The sequence below is a fragment of the Cyanothece sp. BG0011 genome (genome assembly GCF_003013815.1).
In the GTDB taxonomy this organism is placed as follows: domain Bacteria; phylum Cyanobacteriota; class Cyanobacteriia; order Cyanobacteriales; family Microcystaceae; genus Crocosphaera.
In genome coordinates this window covers 1-17,997 of sequence record NZ_PRLH01000140.1, presented here as the reverse complement: position 1 = coordinate 17,997, position 17,997 = coordinate 1, and the positions used below count along the sequence as shown (strand labels likewise).

General features: G+C 40.3%; 18 protein-coding genes. 7 read left to right on the top strand and 11 right to left on the bottom strand.

Annotated elements, in window-relative coordinates; genetic code table 11:
- Nucleotides 1-47: 47 nt before the first annotated feature.
- Nucleotides 48-1,295, top strand: a complete 1,248-nt coding sequence (locus C4E06_RS17650; protein ID WP_107669247.1) for a VWA domain-containing protein — start codon at nt 48-50, stop codon at nt 1,293-1,295.
- A gap of 15 nt (nt 1,296-1,310) precedes the next feature.
- Here C4E06_RS17650 and C4E06_RS17645 read toward each other — a convergent pair whose 3' ends face one another.
- Together C4E06_RS17645 and C4E06_RS17640 are read right to left on the bottom strand one after the other, a co-directional pair.
- The gene (locus C4E06_RS17645; RefSeq protein WP_107669246.1) at nt 1,311-1,736 is read right to left on the bottom strand and encodes an HNH endonuclease; all 426 of its coding nucleotides are present in this window, start codon (nt 1,734-1,736) and stop codon (nt 1,311-1,313) included.
- Nucleotides 1,733-1,975, bottom strand: a complete 243-nt coding sequence (locus tag C4E06_RS17640) for a hypothetical protein (protein WP_107669245.1) — start codon at nt 1,973-1,975, stop codon at nt 1,733-1,735. Before C4E06_RS17640 ends, C4E06_RS17645 begins: the two co-directional genes overlap by 4 nt.
- Before the next feature lie 153 nt (nt 1,976-2,128).
- Between C4E06_RS17640 and C4E06_RS17635 the strand changes: the two genes are divergently transcribed.
- The gene (locus tag C4E06_RS17635; RefSeq protein ID WP_107669244.1) at nt 2,129-3,310 is read left to right on the top strand and encodes an RtcB family protein; all 1,182 of its coding nucleotides are present in this window, start codon (nt 2,129-2,131) and stop codon (nt 3,308-3,310) included.
- Between the two features lie 47 nt (nt 3,311-3,357).
- Here the strand turns inward: C4E06_RS17635 and eis are convergent, their stop codons facing one another.
- Nucleotides 3,358-4,536: an enhanced intracellular survival protein Eis gene (gene eis, locus C4E06_RS17630; RefSeq protein ID WP_107669243.1), complete on the bottom strand. Its 1,179-nt coding sequence runs from the start codon at nt 4,534-4,536 to the stop codon at nt 3,358-3,360.
- 15 nt (nt 4,537-4,551) lie between these two features.
- Nucleotides 4,552-5,028 carry a DUF6653 family protein gene (locus C4E06_RS17625; RefSeq protein ID WP_107669242.1) on the bottom strand — a complete coding sequence of 159 codons (477 nt, stop codon included), beginning with the start codon at nt 5,026-5,028 and terminating at the stop codon, nt 4,552-4,554.
- Between the two features lie 203 nt (nt 5,029-5,231).
- Between C4E06_RS17625 and C4E06_RS17620 the strand changes: the two genes are divergently transcribed.
- Nucleotides 5,232-5,444, top strand: a complete 213-nt coding sequence (locus C4E06_RS17620; protein WP_107669241.1) for a type II toxin-antitoxin system VapB family antitoxin — start codon at nt 5,232-5,234, stop codon at nt 5,442-5,444.
- A 138-nt stretch (nt 5,445-5,582) separates the two neighbouring features.
- On the opposite strand, the gene C4E06_RS17615 is transcribed toward C4E06_RS17620, so the two are convergent.
- Both C4E06_RS17615 and C4E06_RS17610 read right to left on the bottom strand, forming a co-directional pair.
- Complete coding sequence (locus C4E06_RS17615) at nt 5,583-7,415, bottom strand: penicillin-binding protein 2 (protein ID WP_107669240.1); 1,833 nt, start codon at nt 7,413-7,415, stop codon at nt 5,583-5,585.
- 84 nt (nt 7,416-7,499) lie between these two features.
- Nucleotides 7,500-8,033 carry a hypothetical protein gene (locus C4E06_RS17610; RefSeq protein WP_107669239.1) on the bottom strand — a complete coding sequence of 178 codons (534 nt, stop codon included), beginning with the start codon at nt 8,031-8,033 and terminating at the stop codon, nt 7,500-7,502.
- Nucleotides 8,034-8,777: 744 nt separating this feature from the next.
- Between C4E06_RS17610 and C4E06_RS17605 the strand changes: the two genes are divergently transcribed.
- A complete protein-coding gene (locus C4E06_RS17605) occupies nt 8,778-10,271 on the top strand; it encodes a glycosyl hydrolase family 57 (RefSeq protein ID WP_107669238.1) in 1,494 nt (497 codons plus the stop codon).
- Here the strand turns inward: C4E06_RS17605 and C4E06_RS27375 are convergent.
- The 5 genes from C4E06_RS27375 to C4E06_RS17585 form a co-directional block, all read right to left on the bottom strand.
- Nucleotides 10,264-10,659: a hypothetical protein gene (locus tag C4E06_RS27375; protein WP_157951180.1), complete on the bottom strand. Its 396-nt coding sequence runs from the start codon at nt 10,657-10,659 to the stop codon at nt 10,264-10,266. The two genes, C4E06_RS17605 and C4E06_RS27375, sit on opposite strands and share 8 nt — an antisense overlap.
- Nucleotides 10,660-10,846: 187 nt before the next feature.
- A complete protein-coding gene (locus C4E06_RS17600; RefSeq protein ID WP_107669237.1) occupies nt 10,847-11,404 on the bottom strand; it encodes a Uma2 family endonuclease in 558 nt (185 codons plus the stop codon).
- A 46-nt stretch (nt 11,405-11,450) separates the two neighbouring features.
- The gene (locus C4E06_RS17595) at nt 11,451-12,113 is read right to left on the bottom strand and encodes a Uma2 family endonuclease (protein ID WP_107669236.1); all 663 of its coding nucleotides are present in this window, start codon (nt 12,111-12,113) and stop codon (nt 11,451-11,453) included.
- Nucleotides 12,114-12,318: 205 nt separating this feature from the next.
- Nucleotides 12,319-13,689, bottom strand: a complete 1,371-nt coding sequence (locus C4E06_RS17590) for an AAA-like domain-containing protein (protein ID WP_107669235.1) — start codon at nt 13,687-13,689, stop codon at nt 12,319-12,321.
- A 130-nt stretch (nt 13,690-13,819) separates the two neighbouring features.
- On the bottom strand, nt 13,820-14,374 hold the full coding sequence (locus tag C4E06_RS17585) for a Uma2 family endonuclease (protein ID WP_107669234.1): 555 nt from the start codon (nt 14,372-14,374) through the stop codon (nt 13,820-13,822).
- Between the two features lie 279 nt (nt 14,375-14,653).
- On the opposite strand from C4E06_RS17585, the gene C4E06_RS29250 reads away from it, so the two are divergent.
- The 3 genes from C4E06_RS29250 to mrdA all read left to right on the top strand — a co-directional run.
- Nucleotides 14,654-14,779, top strand: coding sequence for a hypothetical protein (locus C4E06_RS29250; RefSeq protein WP_255412160.1), 126 nt, complete (start codon nt 14,654-14,656; stop codon nt 14,777-14,779).
- A gap of 400 nt (nt 14,780-15,179) precedes the next feature.
- Nucleotides 15,180-16,028 (top strand): hypothetical protein, encoded by an 849-nt coding sequence (locus C4E06_RS17580; RefSeq protein ID WP_107669233.1) that lies wholly within the window; start codon nt 15,180-15,182, stop codon nt 16,026-16,028.
- Nucleotides 16,029-16,178: 150 nt separating this feature from the next.
- A partial coding sequence (gene mrdA, locus C4E06_RS17575; protein WP_107669232.1) for a penicillin-binding protein 2 occupies nt 16,179-17,997 on the top strand: 1,819 nt, incomplete at its 3' end.

Here is a 17,997-nt window from a genome sequence, read left to right as displayed (position 1 = left end):
ATAAAGTAAAATCTTTCAAAAATAAGTAATGAAGTGAAGGGTTGATTATGAAAGTTCAATTAAAAAGTGCCTTAAACGATAGTCACATTGATGCTAATCAAAGCAACACTCAAAGACAAGTGGCCATATCCCTTTCTGCTATTAGCGAAAGCAGCGATCGCACCCTACCCTTAAACCTAGGCTTAATTTTAGACCATAGTGGCTCCATGACAGGCAAACCCATCAAAACCGTCAAAGAAGCAGCCATCCGCCTCGTCGAAAGTCTCGGGCCAGGCGATCGCCTCTCAGTGGTGGCTTTTGATCATAAAGCAAAGGTGATTGTCCCCAACCAAGCTGTAGACGACATCAAAACCGTTAACCAACAGATCCAACGTCTCGAACCCGCAGGGGGAACTTGCATCGATGAAGGAATGAAACTGGGGATCAAAGAAGTCGCTTTAGGGAAAGATGATCGCGTCTCTCAAATCTTTTTACTTACCGACGGGGAAAATGAACATGGGGACAATGAACGCTGTTTAAAATTAGCTCAAGTAGCCGCAGAATATAATATTACCCTCAATACCCTTGGCTTTGGTAATCATTGGAATCAAGACGTTTTAGAAAGCATCGCCGATGCAGTGGGGGGAACCCTCTGTTATATTGAACAACCAGAGCAAGCCATAACCGAGTTTACTCGTCTGTTTACTCGCATTCAGTCGGTGGGGTTAACTAATGCTTATCTTTGTTTAGAATTTGTTCCAGAAGTGAGTCTAGCAAGCTTTAAACCGGTTGCCCAAGTGGAACCCGAAACCGTCGAATTGAACGCTCAACAGGAAGGAAACACCTACATTGTCCGTCTAGGGGACTTAATGACCGATAAAGACCGAGTAATCCTAGTAAATCTCTATTTAAACCAATTATCCCCCGGAACTCACACCATCGGCACGGTACAAGTGCGTTACGATGATCCGGCCCTGTCTCAAACCGCTTTATTATCTGAAAAAATTCCCTTAACCGTAGAAGCTCAAGTGGTTTATGATGCGAAAATCGATAGTAATGTCCAAAAATCTATCTTAACTTTGGCTAAATACCGTCAAACCCAGTTAGCCGAAGCGAAACTTAATCAAGGCGATCGCCAAGGGGCGGCCACCCTACTACAAACCGCAGCGAAAACTGCCCTCCAATTAGGAGATAACAGTGCAGCTACCGTACTACAAAGCAACGCCACCCAACTGCAAGCAGGGGAAGAACTCACCGAAGCGCAACGGAAGAAAACTCGGATCGTGTCTAAGACTGTTCTGCAAAGTGATGAATAGAATTTGATGATTTTTCTAAATTTTAGGCGGATGTTCACCGAGTGTAACCCACATTCTTCGGACTCTAATCAATTGAGGGCGATTCATTTTCAAAGCAGAAATGGTTGCCTTACCTTCTGGTGTGATTCCTATTATTTCTGTCCCGTTTTCATTCCATTGAAAATGATCTTTCCATTGTTGTGTTTGAGGATTAAATAGGTTTTCTTGTTTTCCAGTTTTGGGATTAATTGCAGTTTGACGGGAAGCTTTATGACGATTACACGAGGGACAAGCTAAACAAAGATTATCTAATAAAGTTTTGCCTCCTGCGGAAAGGGGAACAATATGTTCAATCTCAAAAGTGGTAACGGTTAAATATTCAGCCGTTTGACAGTATGCACAAATCTCATTGAATTGCTGTCTAATTCGTCGTTTTAAGTCAACCGGAATGTAATCGCTCATTGAACTCTTTGCAGACAGCTTAAAGTGTATTTTGCTCTGGTTTTCAAGATATTAAGTTGATCAATTTGATTGAGTAGCTTATCTAAGGTGATTTGTTCTTCAGCAGATAATTTATTATTGGCGTTTTTATCTAATAATTCACTTAGTTGAGTTTGAGTGTTTGGCACTAGGCTACTATTAGCAAGGGCTTCTAATTCGTCAATACTTAAGTTCGTTAAGCGTTCATTATCTAAATTCATTGTTTTTGATGATTTAACTTGATGAACTAGGATCACATTATATTTTACCTCACTTAATTGAACTACCCCAAGTTTAGAACTTGGGATAAAGAATTAGCATTTTTGAATTATTTGTAGTATAATTGTAGTGTATTGTTTTTAAAGTAAAAATTTATGCCTTACGAACCGTTAAAACTTAGTACAGAAAAACCCGTCTTATCCTGGGCTGATCATGAGTTAGGATCGGCTGAAACCAAAATGGCCAAAAATGTGGCTTCTTTACCGTTTGTGTATAAGCACGTTGCTTTAATGCCCGATGTACACTTAGGAAAAGGGGCGTTAGTGGGGTCGGTTATTGCCACCGAAGACGCAGTCATTCCGGCTGCTGTGGGGGTAGATATTGGTTGCGGGATGGCTGCCATTAAAACCCCGTATAAAGCTGATCAATTAGAAGGAAAATTAAAGCAAATTCGCTCAGAAATTGAAGCCACTATTCCAGTGGGGTTTGAACAGAATAAAGAAGCGGATAAAACCGTTACCAATTGGCAAAATTGGCGTGAGTTTAAACACCTACATAAAGGAGTGCAAAAGTTAGAAGCAAAAGCCTTAAAACAAATGGGATCATTAGGCGGTGGTAATCATTTTATTGAGGTTTGTTTAGACACAGAAGACCAAATTTGGTTAATGTTACATTCTGGTTCTCGTCATATTGGTAATAAGTTAGCACAATGTCATATTGGGACAGCGAAAGAGTTAGCAAAGTTAGCGAGTCTTTCTTTACCCGATCCCGATCTAGCGTATTTTGTAGCCGGTACTGACGAATTTGCTGCTTATTGGCACGACTTACAATGGGCGCAAAACTATGCCCGTTTTAACCGAGATGTAATGATGCAACGGTTTAAACAAATTATTGATAAACATTTAGCAGGAGGGAAACCCAATCAAGCTTTATTATCCGTAAATTGTCATCATAATTATGCTGAAAAAGAGCTACATTTTGGTCAAGAAGTGTATGTAACCCGTAAAGGTGCAGTGAGAGCAAGAGAAGAAGATTATGGGATTATTCCTGGTTCAATGGGAGCAAAATCTTACATTGTAAAAGGGAAAGGAAACCATGATAGTTATTGTTCTTGTTCGCACGGGGCCGGGCGTTTAATGTCTCGAACTCAAGCTAAAAAACAGTTTACCCTTGATGATTTAATTAGCCAAACTGAAGGGGTAGAATGTCGAAAAGATCGAGGGGTATTAGATGAAATTCCCGGCGCTTATAAACCTATTGAAAAAGTCATTAATCAACAATCGGATTTAGTGGAAGTTGTAGCGACTTTGAAACAGGTTTTATGTGTTAAAGGGTAATTCTAATACTAAGGTAAGGTGGGCATTGCCCACCCTACTGCTGTTAGTTAAAAGAAATCAGGTAAACTAGGACTAGGTAAACCAAAAACTTGCTCTAAACTATCTAAATGTATGTCATTTGCTTCTAATTTTCCACAATAATGTAATTGTTTAGCGGTTAAAAATCCTGTGTATAAAGAGGCTAAACTTTGAATATTTACTTTAATATCTGCTTTTTCTACTTTGGTTACTTTCCCTTTTTCTCCTGATATTTGTAGTTGAAAATTAGAACAATTTTGAGAAATTAAAGGATCATCAATAGCAAAATTTAATTCCGTTTCTATCTGACTAGGATAAGGACGCATTTCTAAGGCTTTTACCACATCAATAATTCTGGTAAACCAAATATCATGATCAATAATTTTTCCTGTTTGTTCGGGTAATAATAACATTTTAGAGTCATAAAATGACCCTTTCCACTGACATTTACTGACTTGAGAACGATGATCACTAATTAAAGTCCATAACCGTTGCATGGCTAAAGAATTTAAAGCAACCCAATCTTTAACTTTTAAATAAACTTGACCATTAACAACAACTTGCTGATAAATTAAATAACCTTGTCGATTATCTTTTTCTCCAATTAAATAAGCATATATTTTTCCTTTATCATTGTTAAAAATATTTTTCCAAATGGATAAAGAACGGTCTAAATAACCATTATTTCTTTTAGCTTGTTGTTGATATAATTCCTGAAACTCATCAGGTTGAGGATCTTCTATTTTTTCGATAGGTAAAACACGATTATTAACCGAAAGATGACTCAAAGGAATTTCCCATTGACAATGAATACCACCCTGATCATAACCCACTCCACGATACAGTTGTTGAGTGGCAGGATAAAGGGTAGACAGAGGAATATTTTTGCTGTAAAGTTCTTTTAAAACCTCACTCATTAAAGCCGTTGCTGCTTTTTTTCCGCGATATTCTGGAGCAATTCCTACCGCAGCAATACCCGCCATCGGAATCGATTCACCCCCAAAATATTGACCCATCACATAAATGGCTAATCCTCCGATTACTGTTTTATCTTGACAGAGAATTCGGAAATTATCCACGCCAATATTTTCGTGATATTTTTCCCATTTATCTTCTGGAAACCCTGTAAAACATTGACCGAGAATTGTTCCTAATGCTTTAGCTTCTTGAGAAGTTTCTAGGGGTTTATAAGTAAATTTACTGTTCATTGTTTAATAAAAATTTTATTCCTCAAAATCTTGGTATAACCAGACCATTCGATCTAAAAACCATAACTTACCAGTATAAACTAAAATGGCACCCATTAAAGTCGGATAAACAGCTAATTTAACCAGTCCAAAAACCACAAAAATTATCCCCAATGCAGCCATTCCACTTAAAATTAAAGGGGCTAATTGATGATGACTAGGAATATTACTTTGATCTCGATTTAACCAAATTCTCTCCCCTAAAACTGCTTGAGAAGCCCAATTATTCGTATTCTTAGGAACAGGAAAACAACGAGGATTAAGCCAATTCCAAATTAAAGCAATCATAACAATTAAAATTGACCACCACCCTAGCCAAATTCGACTCCAAACCCCTAAAATGATTAATGGTAAAACTGTCAACCTTGTCCAAACACTCCAAGGATTTGTATGACGTTCCCAAACTTCATCACTCATTTGGAAACTATTGGCAATTTTTTGTTCTAACGTCATAACTTTTTCTTGATAATTAACTTGAAATTACATTTTTTGTACTGCTATGATTTAACTTTATATCATCTTCCAATAGATTCATGTAAAATTCATAACTAATATAATCTTAGAGGACAAAGGTCTAATTATAATGTGTAGTTCTATCAGTTAACTTCTGCACATAAGGTGTATAATGTTGTGTATTGTGTACATGATTGGTCAGTATGAAAACTAATATTGATTTAGATGAACAACTTGTCAAACAAGGTTTTGCTATTACAGGATTGAGAACTAAAAAAGAATTAGTGAATTTTGCTTTAGCAGAATTGGTCAAAAGAAACACCCAAAAAGACCTTTTAGAACTAGCAGGTGAAATTGAATTTGTAGAGGGTTTTAGTACGGAGAGCGTCAGAAAAAATCGCTATATTGTTGATTGATACATCCATTTGGATCGAAGTTCTTCGAGATAAATCCAAAGTCTTAGGGGAAAACAATAACGTTCCCTGCTCCCTGCTCCCCCGCAGTCACAGTGAGTTTTTTTGGTTAACCGAGCAGTATGGCCTTGCACCCTCTGCTTATTTTGCTGGTGGAATACCTTTCAAAGAAATCAACGCATCCATAACTAATTTAGCCACAGGGGCCGCTACTGTTGAGCCATAAGTGTTAGCCCCTTTCGGTTCATCTACTACTACGAGAACCACGTATCGAGGGGATTCTACAGGTAAAATCGACACAAAACTGGTAATCTTCGCATTAGGTAAATAACCCCCCCTGGGGCCGGCTTTTTGTGCCGTTCCGGTTTTCCCTCCAATGCGATACCCTTCTGTTTTCGCCGGTTCTCCTGATCCCTGAGCCACCACGGTTTCCATTAATTCCACCACCGTTTGACTCACCTCTGGATCAATAATTTGCTTAGTGGGATAATCCGGTTGCCAGTGTAGGGTTCCTTCTGTATCCACTAACCCTTTCACCAAATGAGGGGTGACTAACTTTCCTCCATTAGCTAAAGCGCCTTGTAACTGGACTAATTTCATGGGGGTTAAGGAAAATCCTTGACCAAAAGAAGCGGTGGCCACTTCAATCGATCGCTCCGTAAACACTTCTTTACTTTTGAGTCTTCCGGCCACTTCGCCGGGTAAATCAATGCCTGTTTTTTGGTTAATATTTAACTGTTGTAAACGATTATAATAATCTTCCTTTTTCAACCGTCGCATCATGTGAACCATGGCCACATTACTCGAAGTTTGCAGAATTTCAGCAATATTAATAGAGCCATTACCCATCTTAGAGGCATTTTTAATGGGCCAACCGTCCACCGTCACCAACCCAGAATCATGAATAACGGTGTTCGGTTGAATCACCCCGGCTTCAAGGGCTAAAGCGACATTAATGGGTTTAAAGGTAGAACCCGGTTCGTATAAATCGCTAACGGTCCAATTTTTTAATAATTCGATGCTAGACTCATAAAATTCATTGGGATCAAAGGTGGGTTCGCACACCAAAGAGACAATAGAGCCATCCGTTGCGTCCATGACGATAACGGCCCCCCGTTTGGCGTTAAACTTTTGCACCTGTTGTTGCAAAGCCGCACGGGCCGCCCGTTGCAGGCGCATATCCACTGTTAATTGCACCCGCCAATCATTAGACTTAAGTAAATCTTGGGGTAAGGAGTTGGGCAGAATCGCACCGAGGGCGGTTCTTTGGACGTATAAGCTTTCTAAATCCCGTTGTAAGAGTTTTTCTTGACTTAATTCTACCCCGGCTTGCCCTTGTCGTTCATGGTCTACAAATCCTACGACATCGGCCATCATTTTTTCTTGGGGATAAAAACGGCGATAGGTTTCGTTGACTTCTACCCCATCTAACCCTAATCCTTGGATTTGTTTGGCCACCCCTTCAGTTAATCTTCTAGCAACAGGAATCCCTGTTTTCCGTTGTTTGAACCGTTCCATTAGTTCCTGGGGGGTGCGATTTTCAAGAACACTGCTCAGTTTGGCCGCCACCTCTGCCTCGGGCAGTTTAAATTGAATCGGATGGACATATAAAATATATTCGAGGCGATCGGTGGCTAGAATATTACCTTCACTGTCAATAATCGAGCGTCGTGGAATATAAGGGCGAATATTAACCGTTTGTTGCAAACGGGCTTTTTGTTTTAATTCTTCGGCCTGAACAATTTGTAATTGATAGGCCTTCCAGGCTAACCCTAACATTCCACTCACCAAAACCGCCCACACTAACAATAGACGGAACTTCGGTAAAGGAGGGGGTTTCGGTTTACCCCTGCCTCTTGAAGCATTGGGCGATCGCCGTGTAATTCTATTTTTAGGGACTGATTTTTTAGCAGAACGAGTTTGACGAGTATTTTTAGAACGATTAGAACGAGATGGAAATCGAGAGTTAACCATGGCCTGTTCAAGTGTGAGAAGGGGTTATCAAATGCTTCAGAAAAACAATTATAATCTTGACACCTTTTGCTATGCCCTGACTGCTTAATAAGCCACAGGGGTTTCTGTAATAACAAGGGTTTTTTTCGTTTTTTGTGTTGGCTCGGTTATCTCAATCACAGGAACTTCAGCAGGGGAGAGAAAGATTGATTGATAAGGGTTGGGAGGGGTTAACCCTGATGCCGGTTCCTCTGCTTGTTCTGCCATTTTATGCTTTAAAGATTCATTGGTGGCAGCCAGTTGACGTTCATTTCTTTGTAGGGTTTTGAGTTTAGAAAATTCTTGACTCCACAGGGTGGGTGCATAAACGGTCCAACCATAAACCCCCAAGGTAATGGCCACTAAACCACAGGTGAAGGTGGTTGAACTTTTTTGTACCAGTAAGAGAAATTGTAAGGCTAACGGTAGGCGTTGGGACTTCGTTTGGAGACGAGTCACTTTAGAACGAGATTCAGACGGACGAGGCGTAACGGTTTTGGGAGCAACAGACTGATAACGACGGGTTATAGTCGTTTTTTGCGGACGACGACGGTAACGGGTGGGGGGTGGTGTGGGTAAATAATCGCGTGCAGCAGTCATAGTGATCCTTGATTAGTCTTGCAAATACTTTGATTGTAAATAACCCTCATTCAATGATTCTGATTAGAATCTTAAAAAGGTGACTGGTGGGTTAGACGGCCAAGCCTGTCACTATGTTGCATAAAAAAGCATTCAGCACTCAGGGTTATCAAAAAATAGCTGATAGCTGACAGCTAAGTACCTGGACAAAAATAAACGTTACTGTCAAGTGAGCGGGGGAGCGCCGGAGTAGGGAGCAGGGAGAGGTGCGACCCAAGGCGAGGTTCCCTCGCCATTGGAAAGCGCACCTTAAGGGGTTACAGCTTGTTTACATTTCTTAAGACAGTTAATTATATTTATGTCCAACTACTTAGTTAATCTTGCAAAAGTTATGAAATCAAGATAATTTAAAAAAGACATTAAAAACGGAACAAGAATCAAAAAAGAGAAGATAATTTTCACGGTTACGATTTTTATCCTTACAGTCTTATTCTAACGATAAGTTTAATTAGGGTTAAATTAGAAAAAAAAGAGTAAATAGGTAAAGAATCCATAATTAATACCTTACAGTAAAGAAATTATTAAAAATAGCTTGCCCAGACTAACTCGTTTAACCCCTTGTTAAAAACTTAATTAAAATTTAATGTTTACTTACTCGAAATGTATAGTAATATGCAGATTATAGAGATAAATTTGATTTAAGTGTGACGAGCTAAAAAAACAATCAAATTATCTTGATCAAGATTTGAAGGAAAACCGATAAATATGATTGCAGCAGCACCCTCTTCTAACGGATACCATATTCATGGGACGAAGCCAGGACTACCTCCCATTAGTGGTTGGGAAGACGAAATCGCCTCAGTTGTGAACCACAATGATCCTATTTTTGCCCCTCATTCTAATATCAATCTCGCTAATGTAAAATCAGGGTTTGCTTGCGCCCTTCATATGCACCAACCCACCATCCCAGCAGGTCAAGATGGTGCTTTAATTAGCAACCTCCAACATATGTTTGAAAATCAACATATTGGAGATAATCATAACGCCCCTACCTTTGCTTGGTGTTACAAGCGAATTGCTGAGTTTATCCCTGAATTAGTTAATAATGGTTGCAATCCTCGCATCATGTTGGACTATTCTGGAAATTTATTATGGGATTTTCAACAAACTCCCCGACATGACATCCTTGAACCCCTCAAGCAGATGGCTTGTGACCCCCAATATCAGCCTTATGTCGAATGGTTAGGAACCATGTGGAGTCATGCGGTTGCCCCTTCTACCCCCATTCCTGACCTAAAATTACAGATCCAAGCGTGGCAACATCAATTCGCTGCTTTGTTCGGTTATGATGCCCTCAGACGGGTTAAAGGGTTCTCTCCCCCAGAAATGCACCTACCGAATAACCCTGATACGCTTTACGAATATATCAAGGCGTTGAAAGACTGTGGTTATCGTTGGTTATTGGTGCAAGAGGACTCCGTAGAACGGTTGAATGGGGATGACTTCCACAAAAACGGTGACGATAAATATGTTCCTAACCGTTTAGTTGCCCGTAACTCTCACGGCGAAGTTATCAGTATTACCGCGTTAATCAAAACTCAAGGGTCTGACACCAAGTTAGTGGCTCAAATGCAGCCCTATCACGAAGCTAAAGCCAGAGGAAAGCAAAAAGTAGGTAATGTAGAAGTTCCTTCTTGTGTTTCTCAGATCGCTGACGGAGAAAACGGCGGCGTGATGATGAATGAGTTTCCTGACGGTTTCCGCAATGCTTTCTATAGCATCAAGGATAATAATGAGGGTGTAGTTGGGTTCAATGGAACTGAATACATCGAACTCTTAGAACAGGCCGGTGTTACCGAAGATGATTATCCCGTTTGCCAAGCAGTGGGACAACACAAAATTTGGAATAAAATCGGTACTGATAACCTAACTCCTGAGAAGGTAAATAAGGCGATCGCAGAATTAGAAAAAGAAGACGATCGCTTTCATATGGATGGTGCATCTTGGACTAATGATCTCAGTTGGGTTAAAGGGTACGAAAACGTCCTCGGACCCATGAACGAACTGAGTGCCGGTTTCCACCAAAAATTCGATAATCGTGTTAAAGAAGACGCTAATGTCACTCGCACCCCTGAGTACCAAGAAGCTCTACTCTACACCATGTTAGTTGAAACTAGCTGTTTCCGCTATTGGGGACAGGGTGCTTGGACTGACTATGCTCGCGAACTTTATAATCGCGGTCAGCATTTCGTTAAATAAGTCTTTGTTGGGTACATTTTAGGCGATCGCTTCTTTCATTAAGAGGCGATCTTTTTTTATCTTTTCTTCCCGAAAGAAGACCATAGGCTACGCTGACGGGATGAATTTCGGGCAAGGTTTGCTGGTTTTGTGCTACTCTTCCAAATAGCGGTAATGCGCGTAAGATATTAAGGGGATTGGCCTCCCTTACCTCAGATCGTCGGGACAAATATCGCCCTAGCAATTGTAATGGTGAGTTAGCGCGGTCTTGGGGGTTTCCCCCATGAGCGACTAACGAACCCGAAGGGTGACGCGACTGGTATATTAGGTTTAGCTGAAAAGCACAGCCAAAAAACAGAATAGAATTTAGATCCGTTTGCGGTCGGTGCGCCCGTGAACGTGAGGACAAGACTGCCGAGGTGTCCTCGGCAGCTTAATATGTCCGTTAAACAAACAGCCCTGTAATGGCGTTCTGTCGGGGACTTCGGTCTAGATAAGAGTCTATAAGGGAATCCCTCGCTTTGGGCGACGGGAGGTTCAAGAAAGTATAGGGAACTCCGGAACAGGGAACGGGTAATAGGGAATAGTAATCGGTCTTACAGTAAGATTTTTAAAGTAAAAGTGAATCCAGGGATAACATTTTCTCCGTTTAAAATTGCATCAGCAGGATAGATAGTAATCGAACCATCTTGACGATAAACTAAAGCTTGACGGTTATGGCGATCGATTAACCACCCTAACTTAACCCCATTATTTAGATACTCTTCCATTTTACTTTTTAAGACATCTAAATTGTCAGTTTTAGACCTAATTTCTATGATAAAATCTGGTGCTAAATTAAAAAATTCATCTTCTCCTTCATCCCACCCTAAAGGTAAGCGATCTTTCGCTACAAAAGCAACATCAGGAGAACGAACTGCACCATTCGGTAATTTAAACCCTGTACTGGAACTAAACACCTCTCCTAAGTCGTTTTCTTGTACCCAAATAGAGACATAAGTGATTGCTTTCGCTTCTCTGTTTCCTGATATTTTTCCTGTGGGTGCCATCGTTACTAAAGTTCCATCTGCGTTGCGTTCAAATCTCAATTCTGGGTTCTGAGAACTGAGTTTCATTAGTTCTTGATCGCTAATTTTTTGAGTGGTTTGTATCATAAAAATTTGATAATTTCTAGTTTAATGATAATCTGAAATTCCTAAGTTATATATCATTGGGATTTATACCCAATTCTCTCAATTTTTCTTCTAATTTTTTAGACTTTTCTTGAGGGGTTAAATAGCGTTTACCTTGTTGATCATACCAATATAACCATTCTCTTTTTACCCCTTGATAAACTCCGATTTCTCTACCGATTCCTAAATTAATTTCTGATAACCAAACCGGTTCCCCTGGTAATAATTCATACTCTCCATTGTTTAATTGATACACTTCTAAACGGGGTTTTCTTTTTCTTAAAGGGTTATAAATGACATAGTATAAAATCCCTATTTTTGCGTAATCTTCTTTCTTTTGCGTATATTCTCCTCGTCTGGTTTGAGAGACAACTTCTAACACCATTGTGGGGATAACCAGTTCATCCCATAAGACATGAGATAACCTCAAATCTGAATCAATAATACGGGGAACTCCTACGCTTAGAAACCCATGGGGAACAATAACATCTGTAGGGTTTTCAGGGTCATAATAAATTCCCATATCTACCCCAAAATACCAGTCCATTCTCTCTTCCCAAATTAAGGCTAAACTATCTTTAAGAACATGGGGGATTAAGTCTTGTAATTCGTTATCCACAGGAGTATCATCAGAGTCGGGTAATTCTTCAGCAGAGGGTAAACAATGACGAGGATTATAGTTTAATAACATTATCAGAAGTGGACTGTGAAGTGGACTGTTTCAACTAAAATGGTGGGTTACGACGAATAATTATGGTCTTATTATAACTTAGATTATAGCCGTCTAACCCACCCTACATTAATGAACTGTTGGGGTTTTCTATCATTCAATATATTTAGGTTTTATTGGTATCATATTGTCTTTTGAGTTTTCAACCGTTTAACTAATAACTTTTCTAAAGATTATCAGCAAAATAACGATGATATAATTGACAACTGGGTTGAGCTTCATCTCCTACTAAAGTAATCAATCCCATACTTTCTAATTTGTAGGCAACGGACGGTTCTAATTGAACGCCATTATCACTTTTTACCACTTCTTTCATTGCTTCTGCTAAGTCAGGAGACGATTGTAAATTATCCCAATGACGACGTAAATGACCACTATAAATGCCGCCTTGAGTGGGGGCTTCTGCTAATAGTTTATCTTCGGAAATATTCTTATAAGCTAACCCATCCAAAGCCAAACGAATGAGATAAGGATGTCCTCCTACCATGTCAATTAAATCTTTAGCAAATTCTTCTTTTTCAGGATTTTCAGACCAATCAAATCCATAATATTTTGCTAAGCTTAACACTTGTTCTAAGTTAAATCCTGGTAGTTTAACTTGTCTTCCTACATTAAACGGAGATTGATTGGCATCTAATTTAATATAAACTTCCGTTGAATTGGCAATTACTAAACGTAGGTTTTGCCAAATTTCTAAGTTATTGGCTTCTTCGTGCCAATAGCGTAACATGGGTAAAAAATCTTTAGCAATATCAGCATATTCAAAGATGCGATCTAAATTATCTAATCCTAGGGCTAAAGGACGATCAATATTTTCTAAAACGTAACTTTGAAAATAGGTTTTACAACTCACTAAACTCCCAAATAATTCTTCATCCCAGTAATCGTCTAGTTGCGGTTTTAAACCCAATTCTCTGCTAATATTGGCACAAAACCAGCGTAAAAATTTATCTAAACTACTAAACATTGCCGATTCAGCCGATCGCAGATTTAGGTAAACTTTGCGACAATCATTAACTTGAGCATGGGCTAAAATGGTCTTTAACAGGGAAGTTTTACCCATTTTTTCAGGGGCTTTAATGCGAATTAACGCACCCGGTTTGAGAATGGTTTGACAACAATCTGATTCAATGGGGGGACGGGGAATATAAATGGGAGAATCAATTTTAATGGGGGTACGAGTATCCACCATAGGAAAAGTGGTAAACGTCGGCATGGTTGTGGTTTGTTTCCACTCAGGATATTTGATATCTTTTAACCATTCTCTTAAGATTTGAAACTTTCCTGGCCCTTTGCTGCGGGGGTCTAATTCAGGACAACCATTGGCTTTTTCACTGGAAAAAGAACTATATAACTCCGTCATTTGCTTTTTATAAGTTTCATGACTAGCGGCTTCTGCTAGTTCCCATACTTCTGTATCCGGTTTACGCCAATTTTCATAAGCAAACCGGACTAAAAAAATCTCTCTCAATCTTCCTTTTAAATTTTGATCATTGGCAACTTCTTTCAGGAATTGATCCCAGTTTTTTGGTTTCATAGCGATCGCATAAATAGATAAGATTAATTAAAACAAAAATTGTCTAGATTGGGTCAAAGATTTTGCCCTTAGAGTCATAATCAATTGCATTGTAACAGTTGACTTGAGTGCTTTTTGATGATTTTCACCCCTAATCTATGCCACGATACAGATCAGCCATGGCTAACTTCAGGTTAATGCTTTGGAGGATTACGGGATCATCCTTCTCATAAATCATCGTTTCCCAAGTCCCCGTAGCATTACGACGACGACATTCTACACCCTGACTTTCTTGAGTAATTAAGACATATTCTTCTAAGGTTTCAAGCTGTTGATAATCCTTAAATTTTTCCCCTTGATCAAAAACGGCTGTACTGGGAGAAAGGACTTCAACGATCATTTTGGGATACCGTTTCAGATAACGATCTTGGCGATCGCGGGGGTCACAGGTGACAAAAGCATCAGGATAGTAATAATATTCATCTTTATAGTTAACTTTGACATTACCAGAGTAAAACCGACAGTCTCTAGAGTCCCCTAAATGCAAGTTAATCAGAGTGAGTAGGTTAAGGGCAATGCGATCGTGGTTATCAGTCCCACCCGCCATGGCATATACTAAACCCCGTCGATATTCATGACGGATGGGACTTTGGCCTTCGATATCTAGATAATCTTGGGGACTGATGTAGTGGGGAACAGCGATCATGAGATTTAGAAAAAAATTGGCTTTTATTGTCACTTAAGAAGATTAATCCTTTGCTTTTGTCCTTTCTCAAACGGATTTTAATTCTACTATTTTCTACTTAATTCCATGTTACCTCCTACAGAAAACAAGAAAAATTAGTGATCAATGGGACTGACATTCTAACAAAGGATTCCTATGATCAGAGTAGAGGGTAAAAGAAACCCTCTAACCAGGTGTGAGTTAAGGAGAGACCTAACCATGAACAAGAAACTAACCATAAAACGTAAACTAGCGACAATAATGGCAATTTCGCTGTTGGTTGTTTTCGGTGTCGAGACCATGGCCATTGCGTCTTCTAACCCTTTCTCTGACAGTTCTATCGTCTATGGTAAAGACTGTCCAGGGGATGACAAAGATGAGTGCTAAATGTCCTATTCGTTCATAAACTCCGATTACAACACACCTAAACATTCAACAAAGCTAGGATTTTTCCTGGCTTTTCTTTCAAAGTTTAACAGATAAATTGTTAAGATTTCGTCGAACTCACTGAATAAGGATATGATACCAAATCCCCTTGACAAAGGAGACTCAACAAAGACCTTTGTTGCCTCTTGACTATTTTCGTAAAAATTTTCTGTTTCCCATTCCCTGGTCTGTCTTCATCAATATATTAATGGTTCAAATCGATTAAAGACAGATCAATTATCTAAAATTCAATTGCTTAAAATCTTATCTTAACTTCTTAAACTTCTGTTGAATGATTAGGTATGACGAGTCATACTGAAATTGCTTGTTGAAAACCTTCACAAATTAAGGACATAAAACAATGACGATTAATGTATCAACTTTTGAATTGTTAGTCAAACCCATTGCTCCAAGAAGTCCGATTCCTGTTCCCTTCCAAGGGGTTGCCAGAAGAGTGGTTCAAGGCTATTTTTTAACCATTACTAACCTTTTCAGAGAAGACATTCGCTTTAGTTTTCGCTTTCGTTCAAGCGCACCCACTCCCGATAATTTAGACCGACGTTTAAGTCAGAATAATGTCAATTTACTCTATGATATTGCGGGAGATAATTTACCCCTAGAAAATATTTTTGCTTTGCCTCCAGGTCTTTTTTCGGCTAATTACTCTCTTATCGGTTCATTTACGTTACCCTCAAGACAGACGGCAACGGTGCAACTATTACCGAATCTCACCGATAGCCTACTCCGAAATCCTAATCCTGATTTTGAAATCAGAGGTTTTGTGGAGTTAAGTATTCCTTTTACCTTTCGTAACGGACGGATACAACCTCAAACCAATCAAAACGTTCCTGTTTTATTACAACCCGAAATTCGAGGAACTTTTTTACCCAATGATTTATCAACAGAAAATATCGACTTTGACCAGATTAATTATTCTCTCGTTACTGCCAGTGGTCAAGGGGAAAATGAAGTGGCACCGGCTGGCTTTTCTGGCCTATCATTAAGCGATGATTTAGTGATGGCGGTCATGGAAAATCTAGAATCTGGCTCTTTTCCCATTGACAGTTTTTCCGAAGAAAATCAAGTCAATCAATTAAGTAGTTTAGTGGCTAATCTTGGACAAATTGAACCCACTGCTGAAAACTTAACTCAAGTATCTGAGTTATTAGCTCGAATGAATATACCTATTGTGATGCAACCCCGACAATAAATCATGAAACTTATAGGCCGAGTGACTTAATAGTTATCTTATTTTAATCACTCTGCCTTTGCTTATTGGGAACTGAGGTTATGGGTAATTCCTTTGATAAAATCAGAAAAAAGTTATCCTAGAAACTTAATACCTAGTTTCCTCGGCAATATGTGGCTTAAACAATCCTCTCGGTCTAAATGGCAAAACGCCATACCTACCGATAATTATAGTTCCTACGATACGCGACAGAAAAAGACGAACCGAACCATCGGGCAACAACGTCAACCCCTATTTATCATGTTATTTGTCAGTGTCATCCTCTTAGGGGCCATTGGCACTCGTCTGGCCTTTTTACAATTAATGCAAGGGGAAGACTTTCGAGAAAAAGCAGAAAATAATCGGGTTCGCATCGTTCCTAAACCCCCTGTTCGGGGCAATATTTTTGATCGCAAAGGGCGGGTTTTAGCCTCCACTCGTCTCACCCACGCAGCTTATCTGTGGCCCATGGTGGTTAATCAACCGGACTGGCCGCAAAATCGTAAATATTTAGCTCAACTCCTGTCCGTTCCTGAAGAAAGTATTGAAAGTAAAATTCAACAGGCCGGTTATAACGCCTCAACCCTAATTAGAATTGCTCGTAGTTTAAATCCTGCCCAAATTACCGCTTTAGAAGAATTTAAAACCGAATTAAACGGCCTAGAAGTCGATATTGAAACCGTTCGCGATTATCCTAATAAAGAAATAGCAGCCCACGTTTTAGGTTACACCGGAGAACTCAACGCCGAAGAACTGAAGCGACGACGTTCTGAGGGCTATCGCTTAGGGGATATTGTCGGGAAAATGGGGGTCGAAGCGGCCTATGAACAACAGTTACGAGGAGAATGGGGCGGCATTGAATTAGAAGTGGATGGGGCCGGTAAAGTGATGAAAGTCTTAGGCCAAAAAGTCGGCCAACCCGGTAAAGATGTCACCCTAACCCTAGACCTCGACGTACAGAAAGCAGCAGAAGCCGCCCTAGGAGAACGTATTGGGGCAGTGGTTGCCCTTAACCCCCAAACGGGAGGGGTTCTGGCCATGGCCAGTAACCCGACCTTTGACCCTAATATTTTCTCGACTCAAATCACCCCCCAAACCTGGAAACGGCTACAAAAGAAAGGAAATCCCTTCGTTAACCGCGCTTTAAGGGGCTTTCCCCCCGCTTCTACTTTTAAAGTCGTCACCGCCACCGCCGGCATGGAATCGGGCAAATATCCCCCCGATACGGTGTTAAGTACCTTCGCCTATCTCAACGTAGGAGGAACCGCCTTCGGAGAATGGAATCGGGCCGGCTTTGGACCGATGGGTTATGTCAGGGCGATGGCCTGGAGTAGTAACACCTTTCATGGTCAAATTGGCCGCGGCGTGGGGGGGCCAACCCTCATTAAATACGCCCGTCTTTATGGGTTTGGGTCTAAAACGGGCATTGAACTCGGAGAAGAGGCAGCCGGCTTAATTGCCGATAATGAATGGAAAATGGAAAATTATGATTGGGAATGGACCGACGGGGACACGGTGAATATGTCCATTGGTCAAGGGTTTACCCAAGCTACCCCCCTACAAGTGGCTATTATGTTCGCAGTGCCGGCCAACGGAGGTTATCGCTTAAAACCTCATTTCTTTGAGGAAAAGGATGACCTGGAAAAATGGCGCACTTCGATGGAACTTAAACCCAGTACCCTGAAAATTCTACGAGAAGGGCTGAGGGCCGTGGTTTCCAGTGGAACCGGAAAAGCTCTAAATGTTCCGAGTTTACCCCCGTCAGCCGGTAAAAGTGGCACCGCAGAAGCCCCCCCAGGAGAGTCTCATGCCTGGTTTGGTGGCTTTGCCCCTTACGATAACCCAGAAATTGTGGTGGTTGCCTTTGCAGAGCATTCTGGCGGAGGTGGCGGTTCGGTGGCCGCGCCCATGGTACGGCAAGTGATGGAGGCTTATTTTCAGCATAATAAAA